Genomic DNA, 18,330 nt, shown 5'->3' with positions numbered 1-18,330 from the left:
ACTCGACGACCCACGGTCAAGCGGTGCACGATCGTGTTCATGAGCCGCCGCCTGCCCTGCTCCGACGCCCGTCGGCAGACTCGAGACGATCCGTTTCACGGGAGGCGGGCGCCCGCGTTCGCAGCGAGACCCACTGGTGGCGGCGCGCCGTTTCGGAAAAGCTGCGGCACATGGACTGGATGCCCCTGCTCTCCACACTGGCCGGTGCCGCCATCGGTATCGCAGCCACTCTGATCGCCGATCGCAACCGGTGGCGACGGGAAGAAGCCAGACACGCGCTGGAAATACGGCGCGAGGTGTATACCGTGTTCGTCTCCGCTCTCAAAGCCGCAGGTGAAGACATACGGGCCGTCGCCCTGGGCGATCACATGTCCGCGTCGGCACGTGACGCGGCGGTGCGGGAGGCCGTCCGCGGCACTGGCATCCATACAGCCAGTGAGCGCCTTTGGCTCGTGGGGCCGCCGCAGGTCGTGACGGCGGGGAACGAAGCGTTCCACGGGCTGCGCGCCCTGCGCGACGCCTACGCCCGAGGGGTGGCTGTCGGCTCCGCCGAGGAAGCGCCCCTGATAGCGCAGCGGCGCGCGGCCATGGCGCGGATGCGTCGCACCATGCGTGAGGACCTGGGTATCGGACCGCTGGGCGTCGAGTGACCGCCACCGCACCCTGCTTCAGCACGACGGTGTCCTTCAGGACCGTACTCGGACGTGGCGGGCGTGGCTCCTGTCCGGCAGCGACCGGTCGGTCTTGCGTGGCTCCCGCCGCCTGGTGATGCTGACCCATGCGCGACCGGAGTGAGCTGTCGGGGAGTTCCCCTTCCTCGCTGCTTGGGGAGTAGCGCGGGTCGGGTTGGCCATCGGAGCCGTCCAGCCGCAGAACCGTCATTTCTCGAAGCGGCGCGAGTAGTCGCGGAAGATTCTGGGCAGTCCGTCTCGCTCGCCGTCCCGGTCGTGGAGGAGTTCTCCGAGTAGCTGGAAGAGGGCCTCGACCACGACACTGTTCTGCTTCTCGTCCAGGTCCCCACTGCTGACGAGGGCGGACCGGAGATCGCGGCTGAGACCCGCCCGGGTACCCGTCAGCCGATCGAGTCCATGAAATCCAACATCCTGCGGTTGACCTCGTCCGCGTGGTCGATCTGCGGTCCGTGACCGGTGTTCGAGACGATCTCGGCCCGGGCACCCCGTATCAGCCGCGGAACGCGCTCCACCTGCCGCGTCGGATGCACAAGGAGGCTTCGCTTGCCGAGCACCAGATAGAGCGGGGTGCGGATGGTGGACAGTTCCTCCTCGGACAGGGGCAGTGGAGCCGGGCGGCGAACGCGGTAGGCGCGGACGCCTGCTCTGATCATCGCCCGCAGCTGCGGCACGACGAGGACCGGCTGCTCCAGCCAGGCCGCCAGCCGAGGGCGCAGCCTCTTGGGTGCGAAGGTCGCGAAGAGGCTGACGAAAATCCAGACGAAGAAACGCAGGCCGACCTTCTCAAGGCCGCCCGGGTCGAGCAGGGTGGCCGAGGCGAGGCGTGCGGGCCTGCGGTGCGCCTGATTCAGGGCGAGCCATCCTCCATAGGAGGAACCAACCAGGTGCACGCGGTCGAGGCCGAGGCCGGCGAGTGTCTCGTCCAGCCACTGGGCGGCACGTTCGGGCTGGTGAATGGGTTCACGCTGAACACTGCGGCCGGGGTCGCCGGGTGTGTCGATCGCGTAGACGGGGCGCTCCGTGCTGAGCGCCGCGGTGTTCGGGTACCACATCGCGGAGCAGCTGCCCGCGCCATGCACCAGGACCACCGGGGTGCGCGAGGCGCCGGCCGGGTCGTCGGAGCCGTACCGGTAGACGTGCGTCGTCCCGAAGCTGGTCTCCACGTCCTCCTGCGCGACAGCCGACGCACCCATGGCGTAGACGGCGTCGCACGCGGAGAAATATCGCTCGCGAAGGGCGTCGCTCACATACCGCCCTACGTCGGGGCGGACGCGTTCGCGGGTCGTGGTCTCGGGCACGGAAGGCACCTCCAGAGGCGACAACTCGATCGTGGTACGACCGTATCATTAACTTGATACAGTCGTATCATGAAAACGGCCGAGCAACCGGCGCGGACGGACGAGAGGCGCAACCGATGCCGAAACGGGTGGACCACGCACAACGACGAACCGAGATCGCCGAGGCACTCGTCAGGGTCGCGGGGCGGAACGGGCTGCACGCCGTGGGGATGCGCGATGTGGCAGCGGAGGCCGGCGTGTCACTGCGGCTGGTCCAGTACTACTTCGAGACCAAGGAGAAGCTGCTGCTCTTCGGGCTGCACCACCTGACGGAGAGGTTCGGAGTACGGGTCGCCGCCCGGGTCCGAGCCGCCGGGAGCAGTCCGGGCCCACGCGCCGTGATCGAGGCGCTTCTGATGGCGGCACTGCCGACCGATGACGAAAGCCGCACGTTCCACTTCCTCTACACCTCGTACGCCGTCCTGGCCGTGACCGACGAGGCCCTCGCCGCGCAGCCCTTCATCGCGAACCCTGATGCCGCCGAGGACACCCTCACCGGGCTCCTCCGGGAGGCACAAGAGGCCGATCTCACTGGGCCTGGAATCGATGCGAGAGACGAAGCGTCCGGCCTGCTCGCCATGTCAGCCGGACTCGGCACCAGCATCCTCGTCGGCCAGCGCAGCCCGGAGTCCGCAGCCGCGATCCTGAATCGTCACCTGAACCGGATCTTCCAGGTCGGTTGACAGAGTTCGCACACTGACGGGTCCATGGACGCGGCTTGATGACCCGGTACGTGCGGTGTTCGGCCACCTCAGTACCAGCGGACCTGACCGGCTGCCCCGTGGCCCGTGGAGGCGGCGTGGCGGAGAACGCGGAGCGGGCCGTCAAGAAGTTCGTCCGCGTTGTGGTCGGGGTCGTCACCCAAGCCGGTCATCCACGCGTGGATTCGCTCGATCGCGTCGCGACGTGGGTTTCCGGTCAGGACGAGGGTCTCCTCGACCGCGGGCAGCTGAGCGCGGACTTGCTCGGCATCGAGAAGGAAGTCCCCGAACCGGCCCGGCAGTCGCAGCGTCGCGTCGGGACCCAGTGCGTAGGCCGAGGCGGAGAACGGGCCGGCCTTGCGGGCCGTGGCCGCGAACAAGCCCTCCTCGACATCGGGGGGAAACTGATCCATGACCATGTCACGCAGCTCCTCCGCGTGGTCGGAGTCGTCGTGGCAGGCGTCGAAGAATGCGCTCAGCCGGAGGGCGTCCTCGTCGGCGCTCCAATCGAACTCGGGCATGTCTCAGTCGTCGGTATGACGGTCGTCCGTACTGCGGGTCCACAGAGAGAGGTCGCTGCTCGTCGCCACGGCGATCGTTCGGCCGGAGGGGGAGAAGCCGGCTGCGCGGAATGTGGAGTAGTTCGAGTGGAAGATGTGCCACCACTCCTCTCCGTGCGGACCCGCGTGGGGGAGCCCGCCGTCGCGGGACAGCAGGACCCGTTCGTTCGGCCAGGCCGGGGTGACGACTTCCAGGGTCCAGCCGTCTTCGGTGGTGGTGTGCAGCCCGCCGCCGAAGAGCCCGGCGATGCGTACGCGGCTTCCGGTGATCGGCCCAAGCCCGGGGCAGGACAGGTCGGCGACTGCGTCGGGGGTGCTGTGCTCGGGAGCGGGGTCGCGGTCCCTGGCGATCTTCTCGCCGGTCACGGCGTCGAAGAGACCGTGACCGTCGGAGGAGACGACCATCACCAGATCGTGGCCGGTGTCGGGGTCCGTCGCGAAGCCGATCCCGAGCAGTCCGCCGACAGGGACGCCGTACTCGTACGCGAAGACGGGCCGCCAGGGTTCGGGTGCGGGCATCACCGGGGCAGCGAGAAGTCGGTTCCTCATCGCCCGCTGGTAGGCCGAGAGTTCGGGCTCATGCTCGGACTGCCCGACCGGGGGCGTCTCCTTCGTCCACTTCATCACCGGACCATGATCCTCGCCCCGTGAGGCCGGCCCGAAGGTGACCTGGGTCCAGCGCGTAGGCATAGGTTCTTGTGGGCTGTGAACGCTGCTTGATGACCCATGTCAAGCCTCGCTCACAGCTCTTGCCAGGTCCAGCGTTCTGCAGTCGGGCCGCTCACGAGGTGGCGGGTGGGATGTTCTGGTTGGCGTGGAAGAAGTTGTCGGGGTCGTAAGTGTGCTTGATCGCGGCGAGCCGGTCGTAGTGTTCACGGTACGTACCCCGGACCCGGTCGGCGCTTTCCTCCTCGCCAAGGAAGTTGATGTAGGCGCCGCCCATGGAATAGGGGTGCAGATCACTCCAGTAGTCGATGCACCACTGGCGGACCAGGCCGGCGTGGGCGGGCTCGGGGTCGATGCCCGCGATGACGCCGGACCACGTGGCATGTCGATAGGCCCAGGCCGTGTCGTCGGCATCGACCCGGCGGGTGGCCCCGTCGATCGGGTACAGGTGCATCGTGGACAGGCCGGTTGGGAGGTTCTGGCCGAACGTCTCGTGTACGGCGATGGCGTCGTCGGGGACAGCGTCGAAGAAATCGCCGCGCCAGTACCACTGCAGCCCCTTCGGCATCAGCCCGTCAAACATGCTCTGCAGGGCGGGGTAGGGCACGGGAGTGGTGAAGTGGAACAGCGGCGGCCCGGGCGCGTTCACGACCGTCAACGCCTTCTCCAAGCGGTCCCCTTCCAGGTCGCCTGTGTAGCACCACACCACGCCACACACCTTCCGTCCGTGGATCGGCTCGGGGAAGGGCGGCCCGGGCGGCACCGTCAAGAGGGCGAAGAAGCCGCTGAGCTCCTCGGGCGTACCGGGCAGGAACTCCCGGTACCACTGGAGCACTTCACGGGTGCGGTCGAGGGGCCAGACGGTCACCGCGAGGCCGACGGTGTCCACGGGGTGCAGCTGGAAGGTGAACGACGTGACCACGCCGAAGTTGCCGCCGCCGCCCCGCAGCGCCCAGAACAGGTCCGGGTGGTCGTTCTCCGATGCGGTGACGAACGTGCCGTCGGCGAGGACCACGTCGGCGGACAGCAGGTTGTCGATGGTCAGGCCGTACCTGCGGGTCAGGTGCCCGTGCCCACCGCCGAGGGTGAGACCGCCGACTCCGGTGGTCGACACGATCCCGGCCGGAGTGGCCAGGCCGAACGTGTGGGTCGCGTGGTCGAGGTCGCCCCACTGGCTTCCGCCGCCCACGCGCGCGGTCCTCGTCTGCGGGTCGACGTCCACCCAGCGCATCGGCGTCAGGTCGAGCATCAGCGCCTCGTCGACTACACACAGCCCCGGACCGCTGTGTCCGCCGCCACGCACCGTCAGCTCCAGCCCGGTGTCCTGGGCGAACGAGAGCGCCGTCCGTACGTCCGCCACGTCGACGCACCCCGCGATCACCGCCGGACGCCGGTCGATCATGGCGTTGTAGATGCTGCGGGCCTCGTCATAGCCCGCTTCTCCCGGAGCGAGGACGGGTCCCCGCAGTGCCTCACGCAGACTCTCAAGAGCCGGTCCGTTGATGCCGCCCATGCTCGAGCACCCTTCTGCTCACGCGCGCGGAGCGCTGACCGGGAGGGCTGCGAGGGGCGTACGACGCAGATCCGTGTGACCCCGCGACGAGGACCAGCAGCAGAGTTCAAGCACCCCGCACCAATATTGTCCGGCTGCCCGCCGAGTCCCGCACGTCGGCCGTCGGCCCGAACGACGCTCAGTCCGCCAGAGCCCTCACGGACGCCGGCCTGGCGTGCTGTCCCGAGCCTTGGCGCCGCACCACTCTGCCGTTGAGCGGCACCACAGGTCCGTCTTCGAACGGATCCCGCGCGGGGCAGGGTTCCACTGTTTTCAACGCCAAAGACGACATGAGCGCGCCTTGATCACCCAGGTCGAGCCTTGCTCACAGACCCTTGACGCCAACCCATCGCCCCGGCGCACGTCCAACGGATCGGGGGACCTCCTGCGGCAGCGCGCAGCTCCTCGGCAGATGGCCTTCGACTGCGCCGTATGTCGAAGGCGAGCGGGAGCACCTGGTCGCCTTCGGAGTCGAGGCGGGCGAGCAGGTTCGCGACCCTGCCCCTTGCAGCGCGGTTCGCCGGGGCCGGAGGTGGGCGCAGGGTCCGTCCGGCGGCGATCTCCTTGTAGCGGGCGGTGAGGCGGTCGAGGGCGCCCTGGACCTGCCCGGTTCGCGGCGAGTTGTCTTGCTCGCGCAGTGGGCCGTTGCTAAGCCTTGGGCACTCGACTCCATGGAGGACGCTGTGTATCAAGAGCCCCCTCTTCCCGTTCCTCCGCGTTCACGTGTCCGGGGATTCATCTGCGCCGTCGTGGCCATCGCCCTCGTGACGCTCACCGCCGCGGCAAGTCCCCCCGACGCGGACACCCGGACCGCGGCGGCCCCGGCAGCCGTGGTCCGGGAGTGGAACGCCATCGCCACCGACACGATCAAGACCAGCCTTGGCCCACGGCCCTCCGGGCAGGCGGCGATCTGGGAGGGATTCGTCTCCGTCGCCGTGTACAACGCCGTGGTGGGGATCGAAGGCGGCTACGCCCTGTACAAATGGCGCGAGCGCGGTCCGGCCAAGGCATCCTCCGCGGCGGCCGCCGCCACCGCGGCCCACGACGTGCTGCTCACCTATTTCCCTGCCTTCAAGGAGCGCCTCGACACCGCCTACGCGGACTCGCTCGCCGCTCTTCCGGCCGGTCAGGCCCGAGACCGGGGCGTCGACTACGGGAAGCGCGCCGCCGCCCGCATCATCGAACTCCGGGAAGGGGACGGAAGGTTCGCGGACGTCCCCTTCACCGCTTCCCCGGCACCCGGGGTCTGGCGGCCCACCCCGCCCGCGTTCCAGCCCTTCATCGACACCTGGCTCGCCAGGCTCCGCCCCCTCCTGCTCGCCTCCCCGCAGCAGTTCCGCCCCGGCGGACCACCCGCCATCTCCTCCGCCGCCTACGCCGAGGACGTCCAGGAGCTGAAGGCCATGGGCGCGAAGACCGGCTCGGGCAGGAGCGCGCAGCAGACCGAGACCGCCCTCTTCTTCAGCGGCAACCTGGTCGAACAGGTTCAGGCAGCCGTACGAGACCACGCCGCCCGGCACCGGCTCGGCATCGCCGAGACAGCCCGGCTGTTCGCCGCGGTGAACGCGTCGGCGACCGACGCCGTCGTCACCGCATGGGACGCCAAGTTCCACTACGGCTCCTGGCGGCCGATCACCGCCATCCGCCTCGCCGACACCGACGGCAACCCCGCGACGACGGCGGACCCGGCCTGGGAGCCGCTGCTCCTCACTCCGCCGCACCCGGACTACGTCGCCGGCCATACGACCGTCGCCGCTGCCGTGGCACGCGCCCTGACCGGGGTCCTCGGCACCTCGCGCATCGACCTCTACGTCCCCTCCGAGGTCACCGGCACCACGCGGTTCTACGGGTCCGCCGACCACTTCAACCGGGACGTCGTCGACGCCCGTGTGTGGGGCGGTGTCCACTCCCGCACGGCGGACGTAGCCGGCTGCCGGGCCGGCACCCACGTGGCGGCCTGGGCGCTGGACCACTACTTCCAGCCGGTCGCCAAGGACGGCACCCAGCCGTCCCCGCGGACACGAACGGCTCGGCAGGACAGGCTCGCCGAGCCCAGGTGCGGCGACGGCACCGACTGAACCACAGAGGCGAAGAGGACCCGGCGTCGAGCCGGGCTTCCGGTCCTGCCTTGAGCACGGGATCAGCGGGTAGGCCTTGCCCTCGCAGGGGTCGGCCACTTCTGACGGAGACCGAGCGGGGACTGGGAGTACGTCTCCGTGGCAAGTGCGACTCGGGCGGCCCGGAGCGACTGCTTGGGGACTACGACTCGAGCTGGAACAGCGCCCGGCAGCTCAGCGGGGGCAGTCACTCCAGGGAAGGGTCTGTGAGCGCGCCTTGATGACCCATGTCAAGCCGCGCTCACAAACCATTTGTGAAGCCAGGCCGGGTTCAGACCGGCCTGCGTGTCCACAGAGACGGATCGCCGCTCGTCGCAACGGCAATGGTCTGCCCGGGGGCGCGCCGTTGGGCTGCTTCAGGGACTGCATCCTGCGCATCTACGGGGACACGGCCCGCCTCCCGTTGCTGACCTGCCGACAAACTCGGGTGCCTGTCCAGGCCGGCGCTGTTACGGTGCCGCATCGTGAGTACGGACATCCATGGCGGCATCGAGTTTCGTCACCCCGGCGTCGACACCGACTACTACGACGGCGAGCCGTGGGTGGCCGCCATGGATCTTTGGCCGCTGTATGACGAGACCGACTACGCGGCATTCGGCTGTCTCTTCGGAGTGCGCAACTATGCGGGCTTTCAACCGCTCGCACCAGACCGCGGCCTGCCCGTCGATCTGTCGAGCGGGATGCGCTCGCAGTTGGGGTCCTGGGTTGCAGCGGGTGACCTGCACGACGCGAGCTGGGTCAGCTGGGGGGAACTCGCTTCGATGGATCTCGCGACCGAGCCTGATCAGTTCATGGGCCGACTGACCTGGCGCACGAAATCGTCGCCATCGACACTGCATCAACAACTCGTCTCCGATGCCTGGCCGTCGGAGACTCTGTCCGCGGTAGGCATGCCGCCCGCGGACCTGCACGGTGCGACGGAACGCGTGGAGTGGACCAACGACGAAGTGATGTGCGCGTACGAACCGCTGACCGTCGGCGCTGTCCTGGGTCCTGAAACGCACTGGCCACATGTCTTCGCTGTGATGAAGGCTCTGGCAGGCCGCTTCGGTGATGACGGCGTGCGCCTGGGCGTGGCGTTCGACTGACCGCGGCATCATGAGAGTTCGAGGTTGGAGGAGTGACGCCCATGAGACTGGTCTCAGACCCGGGGTACGGCGAAGTGGATCTCTCCGCCTCAGCGGAAGAGCTGACGGGGCTGGCGAGCGCGGTGGCCCAGGGCGAGGGGCTGCTCAGTTCCACCTTTTCGCCGGGCGGCAACGCCTTGGCCGGGGTCGAGGTCAAAAAGACTTCCGGTCCCGGCGTCCTCATCCGCCGGGACACCGAGCGGCAGATCCTTGTGATCAGCGGTGACTCCGCCAGCAGGGCGGTACTCGCGGAGAACCTGCGGGCCATGGCCACGGACGAGGACGGCGGTCACCTCCACATCGATTACTTCCCTGGGCACTTCTACCTCGCCGAAGGGTCACTGCCCTTGGTGGTCAACAGCCCGCACGGAGGCATGCCAACCGGTACGAGCCGTCCAGGCCATACATGTCCGGCCGTGTCCGGATCGGCTCCAAGTGCTCCCTGAAGCTGAACTCACCGATGCGGCGATCATCGAACACGGACATCGGCAAGCGATCAGTCATCCGTGGGAGTCGGCGTGAGGCCCGTCGGGCACATGGAGGACTGGCCGGAGTGGAAGGCCACCGCTGTTGACGTCGGCCGGGCGTGGGCTCCGTGTCAGAGCCGGCGGTACTTGTCGATGTCCTCCGCGAACTCCTGGATGGCCTGTGCGGTGAGGGTCGGTCGCGTGTCGGCGATGGCGCTCATGTAGTCCTCGGTCGTGGCCGGTCGGCCTTGACGATGGGTGACTTCGCGCTCGAATGCCGCCTGTGCGCCCTTGCGGGCGGCGAATTCGATGTCGGCCGGGGTGAACAGCTCGCTCGCGCGGACGAGTTGGGCGATGTCCACCGACTCGGCGGAGGCCCTGAGATAACGGCTCCAGATCGCCGCGCGGGCGGTTGCGTCCGGTGGGCCGATGGGGATGACGTAGTCGAACCGGCCCGGCCGCAGGAACGCCGCGTCGAGAGAGCGAACCGAGTTGGTGGCACAGGCCAGCAGCCGCGCGTCGTGCTCGCGGAAGATGGGGATGAGCTTGAGCAGCTCGTTGGTCACGCCGTGCCCGGGATCGACCGCCTTGCCGGAGCGCGCACCGGCGATCTCCTCGACCTCGTCGATGAAGAGGAGGACCGAGTCCAGTTCCGCCAGGTCCGCGAAGACCTCCCGCAGTGCCACGGCCAGGCCCTCGCTCGTGTCGGCCGCGAGCCGTGAGGGGAAGAGTTCCACGAACGGCCAGCCGAGCCGTGAGGCGACCGCTTTGGCGAAACTGGTCTTTCCGGTGCCTGGCGGGCCGAACAGGATGATCGCCTTGGGCGGGACGACGCCGTAACGGTCTGCCAGCGCCGGTTCGGTCAGCGGGAGCACGACACGGCGTTCGACGACCTGCTTCTCCTGCTCCATGCCGGCCATGGCGTCCCAGAGACCCTCGGGCAGCATGCGGCCGCCCAGCGCCGCGAGGACCTCCGAGTTGGCGGTCTCGGGAGGTTCGAGTTTCTCGTAGTAGGTGAGCCCGTCGCGGAACCGGTAGCCGGAGTTCTCCAGCGCCTTTGTCCCCGCCGCGCCGGCGGGCAGCAGCGCGCTGATGTGGCGCACGCCCAGTGCCCGCAGGCGCCGTTCGAGATCGGAGAGCAGGGCGCTTCCGATCCCGCGCTCGCGCCAGCGGGAGGCGAGCGCCACCAGGAGGATCCACCCCCGCTTTCCGTACGCCTGTGCCACGGCCATGCCGACCAGTTCATCGCCGACAACTGCGACGACCGAGGTCTGTCCGGCCTTGGCCGCCGTCATGACCTCGGAGACCGCGAACACCTGGTCCTCCTCGGCCCGGCGGCTCTGATCCCAGATGTCGATGGCCTGGTCAAGATCGTCTTCGTGATAGTCACGCAGGTGCCAAGCAGGCATCGCCACCACCTCACACGGCGCGGGGCTCCCATTCTTCCCCTCCGCGGCGCCGAGTGACGAACCCAGGCGGGCCCCAGGCAGACCGCGGGATCCTTCGGGGTGGCATGGGTGTGACAGAAACGAGGACCGGGAAGAGCGACGTCGGCCGACGATCGGCCGGGCCTCCCGAAGAGCCGGGGTGACGTCCGAATTCCGCTTGCCTGCCGCCTGCCGCCTGCCGCCTGCCGCCTGCCGCCTGCCGCCTGCCGCCTGCCGCGGTCAGGCCGGCTGTGGGGTCGGGGGCAGGAGTGCGCGCAGTGGGGCAGTGTCGGGGTGGTCGGCCAGCGCGGCGTTCACCGCGGCGGCCAGCGCTGCCTCCGTGCCCGCCTCCCCGTCCAGGTCGGACGCCGAACCGGGCAGCCGCACCGACGCCGGCCGCGACCAGGAGAACTCCCAGTGCAGCAGCGACCGCGCGCTGAACTCCGCCAGCACCATGCTCTGCAGTGAGTCCCGCAGCACCGGCCGTACGGACTCCCGGAACGCCCGGCCCTGCGCGGCCGGCGCCTGCTCGGACAGCGGCAGCCGCTGGGCCAGCTGCCACAGCTGACCGTCGTCGATCACCGTGAGCAGCGCGGGCAGCGTCGGCCGGCCCTTGGTGTGGAAGGCGAGCGCCCGGTGCAGCGGGGTGTCGAGCGAGGCCAGCCCCGCGGCCATCGAGGAGCCCAGCAGCTGTTCCCACTCCCCGGCGCGCTCGAACTGCCGTACCTCGTCGGTGAGCACCGCGTCCTCCAGCGCGGCCAGGGTCCGGGCCGGGTCGGCGAGCAGCGCGAGCGCCGGGCCGCCGTCCTGGTCGCCGTGCCCGTCGGCGGGCAGCTCCTCGATCCGCAGCACCCGGTCGGCGATCGGCGGATGCGAGTCGTACGGCGATGCCGGTTCCGTCGGCAGCTTCTCCCGCATCCTCGCCAGCTCCGCCCCGCGCGCCGTCAGCATCCGGCCGAAGCCGCCGAAGAACTGGCCGTGCGGCGGGAGTCGGCGGGCCGTGACACCGAGCGTTGCGTACGACTCCAGGTAGAAGTCGTGCGCCGTGGCCAGGACCGGGATCTCGCGCAGCGCCGAGGCGGTCGCGTCCCGGCCGGTGATCCGCGCGGCGGCCAGGTCGGCGGCGTACTCCTGCGTGCGGGCCGTCGACAGCGTGGCCCGCATGTAGACCTTCGCGTAGGCCGTGTAGATCGCCGCCATCAGCCGGTAGGTGACCCCGGCGCCGGCGGTGTCGATCTCCTTGGCCTTCTTGCCCTTCGCGGTCCGTCTGGCGGCGGCCTGCTGCTGCCGGGCGCGCTCGGCGGCCTTCTTGCTGTCGGCCTTCGCGTGGAAGTGCCCGACGGTCCGCCCGATCTGCACCCGGCCGCGTACGACAAGGGCCGACAGCCGGGTGTCGCCGCCGGTGAAGTGCCCGTACTCATGGGCGAGTACGGCTTTGAACTGGGCCTGGTCAGCCCGGTCAGCAGCGGTACGCCCAGGTGGAGGCGGCGCGGTCCGGGGCGCAGGCCGAGCAGCCGGGGCTCCTCGCTGACCGCCGCGTTGACGTCACCGGTGAGCACAATGGTGTCCGGGGCCCGGGTGCCCGTCGCCGCCGCGAGCTCCCTCACCAGCGCCCACAGGCGGGGCTCGTCGGCTGCCGTGACGGAGAGGCCGGCCGGGCCGTCGTCCTTGGGCGTGCGGAGCATGAACATGCCTCGGACCACCGGGATCGCCAGCACCACCGAGACCAGCACGATCTTCCCGGCGACGGCCCCGTGCGCCCAGGTGACCGCGGCCACGTCGAGCGCGGCCAGTGCCGCCAGCAGAACGAGGCCCAGCAGATAAAAACCGCAGAGCAGGACGAGGGCGCGCAGCGCCCGCAGAGTTGCGCCCATCGGGCAGATCCCCCCACAGGACCCCGGAACGGGGAACCGACAACGACACGGAGAACGAACGGGAACGTACGGAAGCGGACGCCCGCGCTCGGTATGGATGGGGCTGATGTTCCGTGCCCCCTAAGGGGCGCGGGGAACTGCGCGGCCGGCCCCCACCCGCCCGCGGCCGACACACGACCCTTCTTTTTTCCGGCGCTCTCAGCGAGCCCTTCAGTGTGCCCTCAGCTGTGCAGCGTCGCCGGGCTTCCGCCGTTCGCCTCGTAGCCCGCCACCGCCAGCGCGCGGTAGAGGGTGAACTCGGCGGCCGGGTTCGCGGACAGCGTCCAGGGCAGGGCCCCCACGTGCCCGTCGATGTGTATCAGCTCGCCCATGGCCTCCGCCCAGCGCTCGGAGCGGACCAGGAAGAAGACCAGCAGATGCCGGACGTGGGCGAGCATCGGGTCGTCCTGGCGGGCCGAGTGCACCGCGTGCAGGGCGCCGTGGACCGCCTTGGTGACGACCTCGCTCTGGTAGAAGCTCGCCACCAGGTTCACCTCGGGGAGGTGCTCGAAGACCGCGAACAGCGGCATCGCGGCCAGCAGCGAGCCCCGCGGGGCGCGCGCGGCGGCGGCCTCGGCGAAGGAGTACGCCACCTCGCGCGAGCCGTGCCACTTCTCGCACCAGTAGTGCAGGGCCGCGAGATGCGCCCCCATGTGCGTCGGCGCGCGGTCCAGGATCTTCAGCCACAGCTTCTCGAACTCGGTCTGCGAGTAGTTCAGCCCGCGGGCCACCGAGAGCTCGACGATGTACGGCACCGGGTCCCCGGGGGACAGCAGGGCCGCCTGTCCGCAGGCGTCCCTGGCCTCCTCCATGATGATCCGGAAGTCGTCCGTGCCCGGCGTCGACGTCCGCCAGGCCTGCTGGACCAGGAACTCCGCGTGCACGGCGGCGCCGCCCGCGTCCTTGGGCTGCTCGGCGCGCCACACCCGCAGCCACTGCCCGCCCGGCGTCTCGCTGACCCCGCCCGGCCGCTGCTGGAGCTCCAGCGCCGCCGCCCCGGCGAAGGCCTGCACCCGCTGCCAGCGCAGCTCGCCGGTGATCTCCGTGCCCGCGAGCAGCTGCGCCGCCGCGTGGTAGTCATGAGTGCGCTGCACCAGGTCCAGGACGTCGAGCAGGTCCTGGTCGGGTCCCGGCATCCGGATGTCCAGGTCCTCCTCGCGCACGAAGCCGTAGTCCGCCGGGTCGGCGGCGTCCGGGTGGCTCGGGTGGACCTGCTCGATCATGCCGCGCCGCCGCCGCAGGACGGGGAGCAGCACGAAGCTCAGCAGGAGCAGCGCCATCAGGGCCCAGAGAATCGCCATGCGTCAAGCGAACCAGACGGCGCGGACAATTGGCCAACCGGTGGTCACGACCTGTGGACAACGTGGGGGCCGGGGCGCGACTGCGGTCCGGCGGGGGCTGGTCGCGCCCACGAGACGGAGCCGCACATCGATGCGGAGCCGCACATCGACACAGCCCCGCGCCCCTTCGGGGCGCGTGAGCAGGCACGTGAGCACTAGGCTCATGACCTATGAGCGACAGGCACATCAGTCAGCACTTCGAGACGCTCGCCATCCACGCGGGCAACACGGCGGACCCCCTCACCGGTGCGGTCGTACCGCCGATCTACCAGGTCTCGACCTACAAGCAGGACGGCGTCGGCGGCCTGCGCGGCGGCTACGAGTACAGCCGTAGCGCCAATCCCACAAGGACCGCCCTGGAAGAGAACCTCGCCGCGCTGGAGGGCGGCCGCCGCGGGCTCGCGTTCGCGTCCGGACTGGCGGCCGAGGACACCCTGCTGCGCACCCTGCTCAGCCCCGGCGACCACGTGGTCATCCCGAACGACGCCTACGGCGGCACGTTCCGGCTGTTCGCCAAGGTCGTCTCCCGGTGGGGCGTGGAGTGGTCCGTCGCCGACACCAGCGACCCGTCGGCCGTGCGTGCCGCGATCACCCCGAAGACCAAGGCGGTCTGGGTGGAGACCCCGTCCAACCCGCTGCTCGGCATCACCGACATCGCCGCGGTCGCGCAGGTCGCCCACGACGCGGGCGCGAAGCTCGTCGTCGACAACACCTTCGCGACCCCCTACCTCCAGCAGCCGCTCTCGCTCGGTGCGGACGTCGTCGTGCACTCGCTGACGAAGTACATGGGCGGCCACTCGGACGTGGTCGGCGGCGCGCTGATCGTGTCGGACCAGGCGCTGGGCGAGGAGCTGGCGTACCACCAGAACGCGATGGGCGCGGTCGCCGGGCCGTTCGACTCGTGGCTGGTGCTGCGCGGCACCAAGACGCTCGCGGTGCGCATGGACCGGCACAGCGAGAACGCCACCAGGATCGCCGACATGCTGAGCCGGCACGCGCGCGTGACGCGTGTCCTCTACCCGGGCCTGCCCGAGCACCCCGGGCACGAGACCGCCGCCAAGCAGATGAAGGCCTTCGGCGGCATGATCTCCTTCCAGGTCACGGGCGGCGAGGAGGCGGCGGTCGAGGTCTGCAACCGCGCCAAGGTGTTCACCCTCGGTGAGTCCCTGGGCGGTGTCGAGTCGCTGATCGAGCACCCGGGCCGGATGACCCACGCCTCGGCGGCCGGTTCCGCGCTGGAGGTGCCCGCCGACCTGGTGCGCCTGTCCGTGGGCATCGAGAACGTCGACGACCTGCTGGAGGACCTGCAGCAGGCGCTGGGCTAGGGCCTGCTCACCAGCCGACGATGGGCGGAGTCGTCGTGGACGGCGGCTGCGCCCACGGCCGGACCAGTGCCGCCCAGACGGTGAACGCCACCGCCGCCGCGCACAGCAGCAGCCACAGCAGGCGGCGGGCCGCGCGTCTGCGGCGCAGCAGGCGGCCGCCCCGGCGCACCACCTCGCCGTAGAGGTCGGGCGGCACCCGTGGCGGTCTCTGGTCCATGATCCGCCGGGCGGCGGCCTCGCGTTCGGCGCGGTTCACGACGGTGCCACCTTCGCTCCCATCACCGTGGGTGCCGCCTTCCTGGGCGGGTGCAGCAGGGTGGCGGTGGCCCGGTCGCAGATGGCGTGCACGCGCTCGGTGGGCAGGCCGAGCAGCGCCGCCGTCTGCTCCTCGGCGACCCCTTCGTACAGCCGGAGCACCAGGATCAGGCGTTCCTGGGGCGTCAGGACGGCGAGGGCGCTGTGCGGGTGCGGGCGGGTGCGGCTCAGCGGGCCGCCGTACTGGTGCCAGACGGAGTTCGCGAAGCGCAGGGCCAGGTGCTGGCGGGCCCGGTCGTACGGGTCCTCGCCGCGCAGCCGGTCCCAGCTCGCGTACGTGTGCGCGAGCGCGAGGGTCAGCAGGCGCCGCGCGCGCGGGTTGGCGTCCGGGGCCTCCGCGGTGAGCAGGGTCGCGGCATGCAGCAGCCGTCCTGCCGCGCCCGCGACGAACGCCTCGAACTCCCGGGCCCGGCGGGCGTCCTGGAACGCCTGCCGATCACGCACCGCGCCTCCCCGTCTGCGGGGCCCCACCGCGTCCGGGACCCGGACACGGATTCGGATACGACGGAGGCCCGGTCTCATATGAGGCCAGGGGTGCCCCCACGGTCAAGAGCCGGGCGGCACGCACGCGTGCCGGATGTTCCGCGGGCCGGTGCCGGCCGGGGTTCGGGACGCCGGTCGGGTGCCGGCCGGGGCTCGGGACGCCGGTCGGGTGCCGGCCAGGGCTCGGGACACCGACGGCGTGTCCGTGCCGGGGTTCAGGACGCCGACGGCGTGTCCGTGCCGGGCTGGATGGTCATGCGCGCGGACAGGGCGCTGTTGAAGCGCGTGAGCAGCGCGCAGAACGTCTCGCGCTCCTCCGGCTCCCACTCCTGGGTCAGCTCCGCCATCAACTGCCGCCGCGAAGAACGTACTTCGTCCAGCCGCGACAGCCCGCGCGGAGACAGCTGGAGCACCACGGCCCGCCCGTCCTCGGGGTGCGAGGTGCGCTTGACGAGCCCGGTGTCGACCAGCGGGGCCACCTGCCGGGTGACCGTGGAGGAGTCGATCCCCATGCTCGCGGCGAGCGCCTTGACCCCCATGGGGCCTTCCTTGTCGAGCCGGTTGAGCAGCAGATACGCGGCGCGGTCCATGGAGTTGCGCACCTGCCCCACGCCGCCGAGCCGGGTCTGTTCGGCACGGCGGGCGAACACCGCCACCTCGTGCTGCAGCGTGTCGAGGAGACCGGTGTCACCGACGGTCGTCATGTCCATCGACATTTCAGGTGTTGTGGGCATGGCCGGAGGCTCACTTCATGAAGAGTGCTGGTGTGGGGGACAGAGTACGCGGACAGTGGGCGAGCCGTACCGGCGCTGCGCAAACCGGTCTCGGAGCTTGGTCACACCCGAGGCTTTGGCCTGTGAACTGCGAGACTTGAGTCATGAGCTACAGCACGGCTGACTCCTTGCGCCCCGTCACCCTCGACGACGTACGCGGCGCTCAGAAGATGCTCACGGGCGTGGCGCGGGTGACCGCGATGGAGAGCAGCAGGTATCTGTCCCAGCTGGTCGGCTCGCCGGTGCACCTCAAGTGCGAGAACCTCCAGCGGACCGGTTCGTTCAAGCTGCGCGGCGCCTATGTGCGGATCGCCGGGCTGCTGCCCGAGCAGCGTGCCGCGGGGGTCGTGGCGGCCAGCGCCGGGAACCACGCGCAGGGCGTGGCCCTGGCCTCCGCGCTGTTGGGCGTGCACGCCACGGTGTTCATGCCCGTCGGCGCCCCGCTGCCCAAGATCAGCGCCACCCGCGAGTACGGCGCGGAGGTACGGCTGCACGGCCAGGTGGTAGACGAGACGCTGGCCGCCGCCCAGGAGTACGCGGCCGAGACCGGCGCGGTGTTCATCCACCCCTTCGACCACCCCGACGTCATCGCCGGTCAGGGCACGGTCGGCCTGGAGATCCTGGACCAGTGCCCGGAGGTCGGCACGATCGTCGTCGGTATCGGCGGCGGCGGGCTCGCGGCCGGGATCGCGGTCGCGGTGAAGGCGGTCAGGCCGGACGTACGGATCGTGGGCGTCCAGGCGGAGGGCGCGGCCGCATATCCGCCCTCGCTGGCGGCCGGGCGCCCGGTCTCGGTGCAGAACCCGGTGACGATGGCCGACGGCATCAAGGTCGGACGGCCCGGCGATGTGCCGTTCGCGCTGATCGAGGAACTGGTCGACGAGGTCCGCACGGTCGGCGAGGACCAGCTCTCCGCCGCCCTGCTGCTCTGCCTGGAGCGGGCCAAGCTGGTCGTGGAACCGGCCGGCGCCGCTCCGGTGGCCGCACTGCTCGCCGAGCCCGGCGCCTTCGCCGGACCGGTCGTCGCGGTGCTCTCCGGCGGCAACGTCGATCCGGTGCTGATGCAGCGGGTGCTGCGGCACGGCATGTCCGCGCAGGGCCGCTACCTGGCCGTACGGCTGCGGCTGACCGACCGGCCGGGCGCCCTCGCCACGCTCCTCGGGGTGCTGTCGGCGGCCGACGCCAACGTCCTGGACGTGAGTCACGTGCGGACCGACCCCCGGCTCGGGCTCTCGGAGGCGGAGGTCGAACTGCATCTGGAGACCAAGGGGCCGGTGCACTGCACCGAGCTCGGGCAGGCGTTGCGCGAGGCCGGTTACACAGTCATCGACTGACTGAGAGGGGCGGCCGCTCCCGGCGGGAAACGGCCAGGTCAGGACCTGTTCATTCACTCGTTCGAGGAAATCTGTCGACGGACGCGATACATCGCGTTATGGTGTGTCGCGTGGCCACGGCCGCGCCCGGCTGCCGTCGCGCCGGCGAAAACCATAGGCGGCCCGAAGCGCGCTTACCTAGCCTTTCTCGAAGAATCCTCG

At 70.4% G+C, this 18,330-nt stretch carries 16 protein-coding genes and 1 pseudogene; 7 read left to right on the top strand and 10 right to left on the bottom strand.

Going from position 1 to position 18,330, the window contains the following annotated elements:
* Positions 1 to 170: 170 nt before the first annotated feature.
* Complete coding sequence (locus ACWGJB_RS15210) at positions 171 to 650, top strand: hypothetical protein (protein ID WP_453380605.1); 480 nt, start codon at positions 171 to 173, stop codon at positions 648 to 650.
* A gap of 422 nt (positions 651 to 1,072) precedes the next feature.
* On the opposite strand, the gene ACWGJB_RS15205 is transcribed toward ACWGJB_RS15210, so the two are convergent.
* Entirely contained in the window at positions 1,073 to 1,990 is a 918-nt protein-coding gene (locus ACWGJB_RS15205) for an alpha/beta fold hydrolase (protein ID WP_453380604.1), read from the bottom strand.
* Positions 1,991 to 2,106: 116 nt separating this feature from the next.
* Here ACWGJB_RS15205 and ACWGJB_RS15200 point away from each other — a divergent pair, with 116 nt between their 5' ends.
* Positions 2,107 to 2,712: a TetR/AcrR family transcriptional regulator gene (locus ACWGJB_RS15200; protein WP_453380603.1), complete on the top strand. Its 606-nt coding sequence runs from the start codon at positions 2,107 to 2,109 to the stop codon at positions 2,710 to 2,712.
* Positions 2,713 to 2,780: 68 nt separating this feature from the next.
* Here ACWGJB_RS15200 and ACWGJB_RS15195 read toward each other — a convergent pair whose 3' ends face one another.
* The 3 genes from ACWGJB_RS15195 to ACWGJB_RS15185 form a co-directional block, all read right to left on the bottom strand.
* Complete coding sequence (locus ACWGJB_RS15195) at positions 2,781 to 3,251, bottom strand: hypothetical protein (RefSeq protein ID WP_453380602.1); 471 nt, start codon at positions 3,249 to 3,251, stop codon at positions 2,781 to 2,783.
* Positions 3,252 to 3,254: 3 nt separating this feature from the next.
* Positions 3,255 to 3,914: a hypothetical protein gene (locus ACWGJB_RS15190; RefSeq protein ID WP_453380601.1), complete on the bottom strand. Its 660-nt coding sequence runs from the start codon at positions 3,912 to 3,914 to the stop codon at positions 3,255 to 3,257.
* A gap of 157 nt (positions 3,915 to 4,071) precedes the next feature.
* On the bottom strand, positions 4,072 to 5,469 hold the full coding sequence (locus ACWGJB_RS15185) for an FAD-binding oxidoreductase (protein WP_453380600.1): 1,398 nt from the start codon (positions 5,467 to 5,469) through the stop codon (positions 4,072 to 4,074).
* Between the two features lie 788 nt (positions 5,470 to 6,257).
* Here ACWGJB_RS15185 and ACWGJB_RS15180 point away from each other — a divergent pair.
* The 3 genes from ACWGJB_RS15180 (at position 6,258) to ACWGJB_RS15170 (ending at position 9,198) form a co-directional block, all read left to right on the top strand.
* Entirely contained in the window at positions 6,258 to 7,586 is a 1,329-nt protein-coding gene (locus ACWGJB_RS15180) for a vanadium-dependent haloperoxidase (protein ID WP_453380599.1), read from the top strand.
* Between the two features lie 503 nt (positions 7,587 to 8,089).
* Complete coding sequence (locus ACWGJB_RS15175; protein WP_453380598.1) at positions 8,090 to 8,713, top strand: hypothetical protein; 624 nt, start codon at positions 8,090 to 8,092, stop codon at positions 8,711 to 8,713.
* A 41-nt stretch (positions 8,714 to 8,754) separates the two neighbouring features.
* On the top strand, positions 8,755 to 9,198 hold the full coding sequence (locus ACWGJB_RS15170) for an Imm32 family immunity protein (RefSeq protein WP_453380597.1): 444 nt from the start codon (positions 8,755 to 8,757) through the stop codon (positions 9,196 to 9,198).
* A gap of 152 nt (positions 9,199 to 9,350) precedes the next feature.
* On the opposite strand, the gene ACWGJB_RS15165 is transcribed toward ACWGJB_RS15170, so the two are convergent.
* The 3 genes and pseudogenes from ACWGJB_RS15165 to ACWGJB_RS15155 all read right to left on the bottom strand — a co-directional run bounded on the left by ACWGJB_RS15165 (position 9,351) and on the right by ACWGJB_RS15155 (position 13,860).
* Positions 9,351 to 10,628, bottom strand: coding sequence for an ATP-binding protein (locus ACWGJB_RS15165; protein ID WP_453380596.1), 1,278 nt, complete (start codon positions 10,626 to 10,628; stop codon positions 9,351 to 9,353).
* Positions 10,629 to 10,886: 258 nt separating this feature from the next.
* Positions 10,887 to 12,520, bottom strand: a pseudogene (locus tag ACWGJB_RS15160) (M48 family metalloprotease).
* A 221-nt stretch (positions 12,521 to 12,741) separates the two neighbouring features.
* Positions 12,742 to 13,860: a hypothetical protein gene (locus ACWGJB_RS15155; protein ID WP_453380595.1), complete on the bottom strand. Its 1,119-nt coding sequence runs from the start codon at positions 13,858 to 13,860 to the stop codon at positions 12,742 to 12,744.
* A 209-nt stretch (positions 13,861 to 14,069) separates the two neighbouring features.
* Between ACWGJB_RS15155 and ACWGJB_RS15150 the strand changes: the two genes are divergently transcribed.
* Complete coding sequence (locus tag ACWGJB_RS15150; RefSeq protein ID WP_453380594.1) at positions 14,070 to 15,224, top strand: cystathionine gamma-synthase; 1,155 nt, start codon at positions 14,070 to 14,072, stop codon at positions 15,222 to 15,224.
* A gap of 7 nt (positions 15,225 to 15,231) precedes the next feature.
* Here ACWGJB_RS15150 and ACWGJB_RS15145 read toward each other — a convergent pair whose 3' ends face one another.
* From ACWGJB_RS15145 to ACWGJB_RS15135, 3 genes are all read right to left on the bottom strand, one after another.
* Positions 15,232 to 15,480, bottom strand: a complete 249-nt coding sequence (locus ACWGJB_RS15145; protein ID WP_453380593.1) for a hypothetical protein — start codon at positions 15,478 to 15,480, stop codon at positions 15,232 to 15,234.
* A complete protein-coding gene (locus tag ACWGJB_RS15140) occupies positions 15,477 to 15,983 on the bottom strand; it encodes a sigma factor-like helix-turn-helix DNA-binding protein (RefSeq protein ID WP_453380592.1) in 507 nt (168 codons plus the stop codon). Before ACWGJB_RS15140 ends, ACWGJB_RS15145 begins: the two co-directional genes overlap by 4 nt.
* 254 nt (positions 15,984 to 16,237) lie before the next feature.
* Positions 16,238 to 16,738 carry a MarR family winged helix-turn-helix transcriptional regulator gene (locus ACWGJB_RS15135; protein WP_453380672.1) on the bottom strand — a complete coding sequence of 167 codons (501 nt, stop codon included), beginning with the start codon at positions 16,736 to 16,738 and terminating at the stop codon, positions 16,238 to 16,240.
* 161 nt (positions 16,739 to 16,899) lie between these two features.
* Here ACWGJB_RS15135 and ilvA point away from each other — a divergent pair, with 161 nt between their 5' ends.
* Positions 16,900 to 18,129, top strand: a complete 1,230-nt coding sequence (gene ilvA / locus ACWGJB_RS15130) for a threonine ammonia-lyase (protein WP_453380591.1) — start codon at positions 16,900 to 16,902, stop codon at positions 18,127 to 18,129.
* The last annotated feature ends 201 nt before the right edge of the window (positions 18,130 to 18,330 follow it).

Source organism: Streptomyces sp. NPDC054813, assembly GCF_053611365.1.
This window is presented reverse-complemented; position numbering and strand designations above follow the sequence as displayed.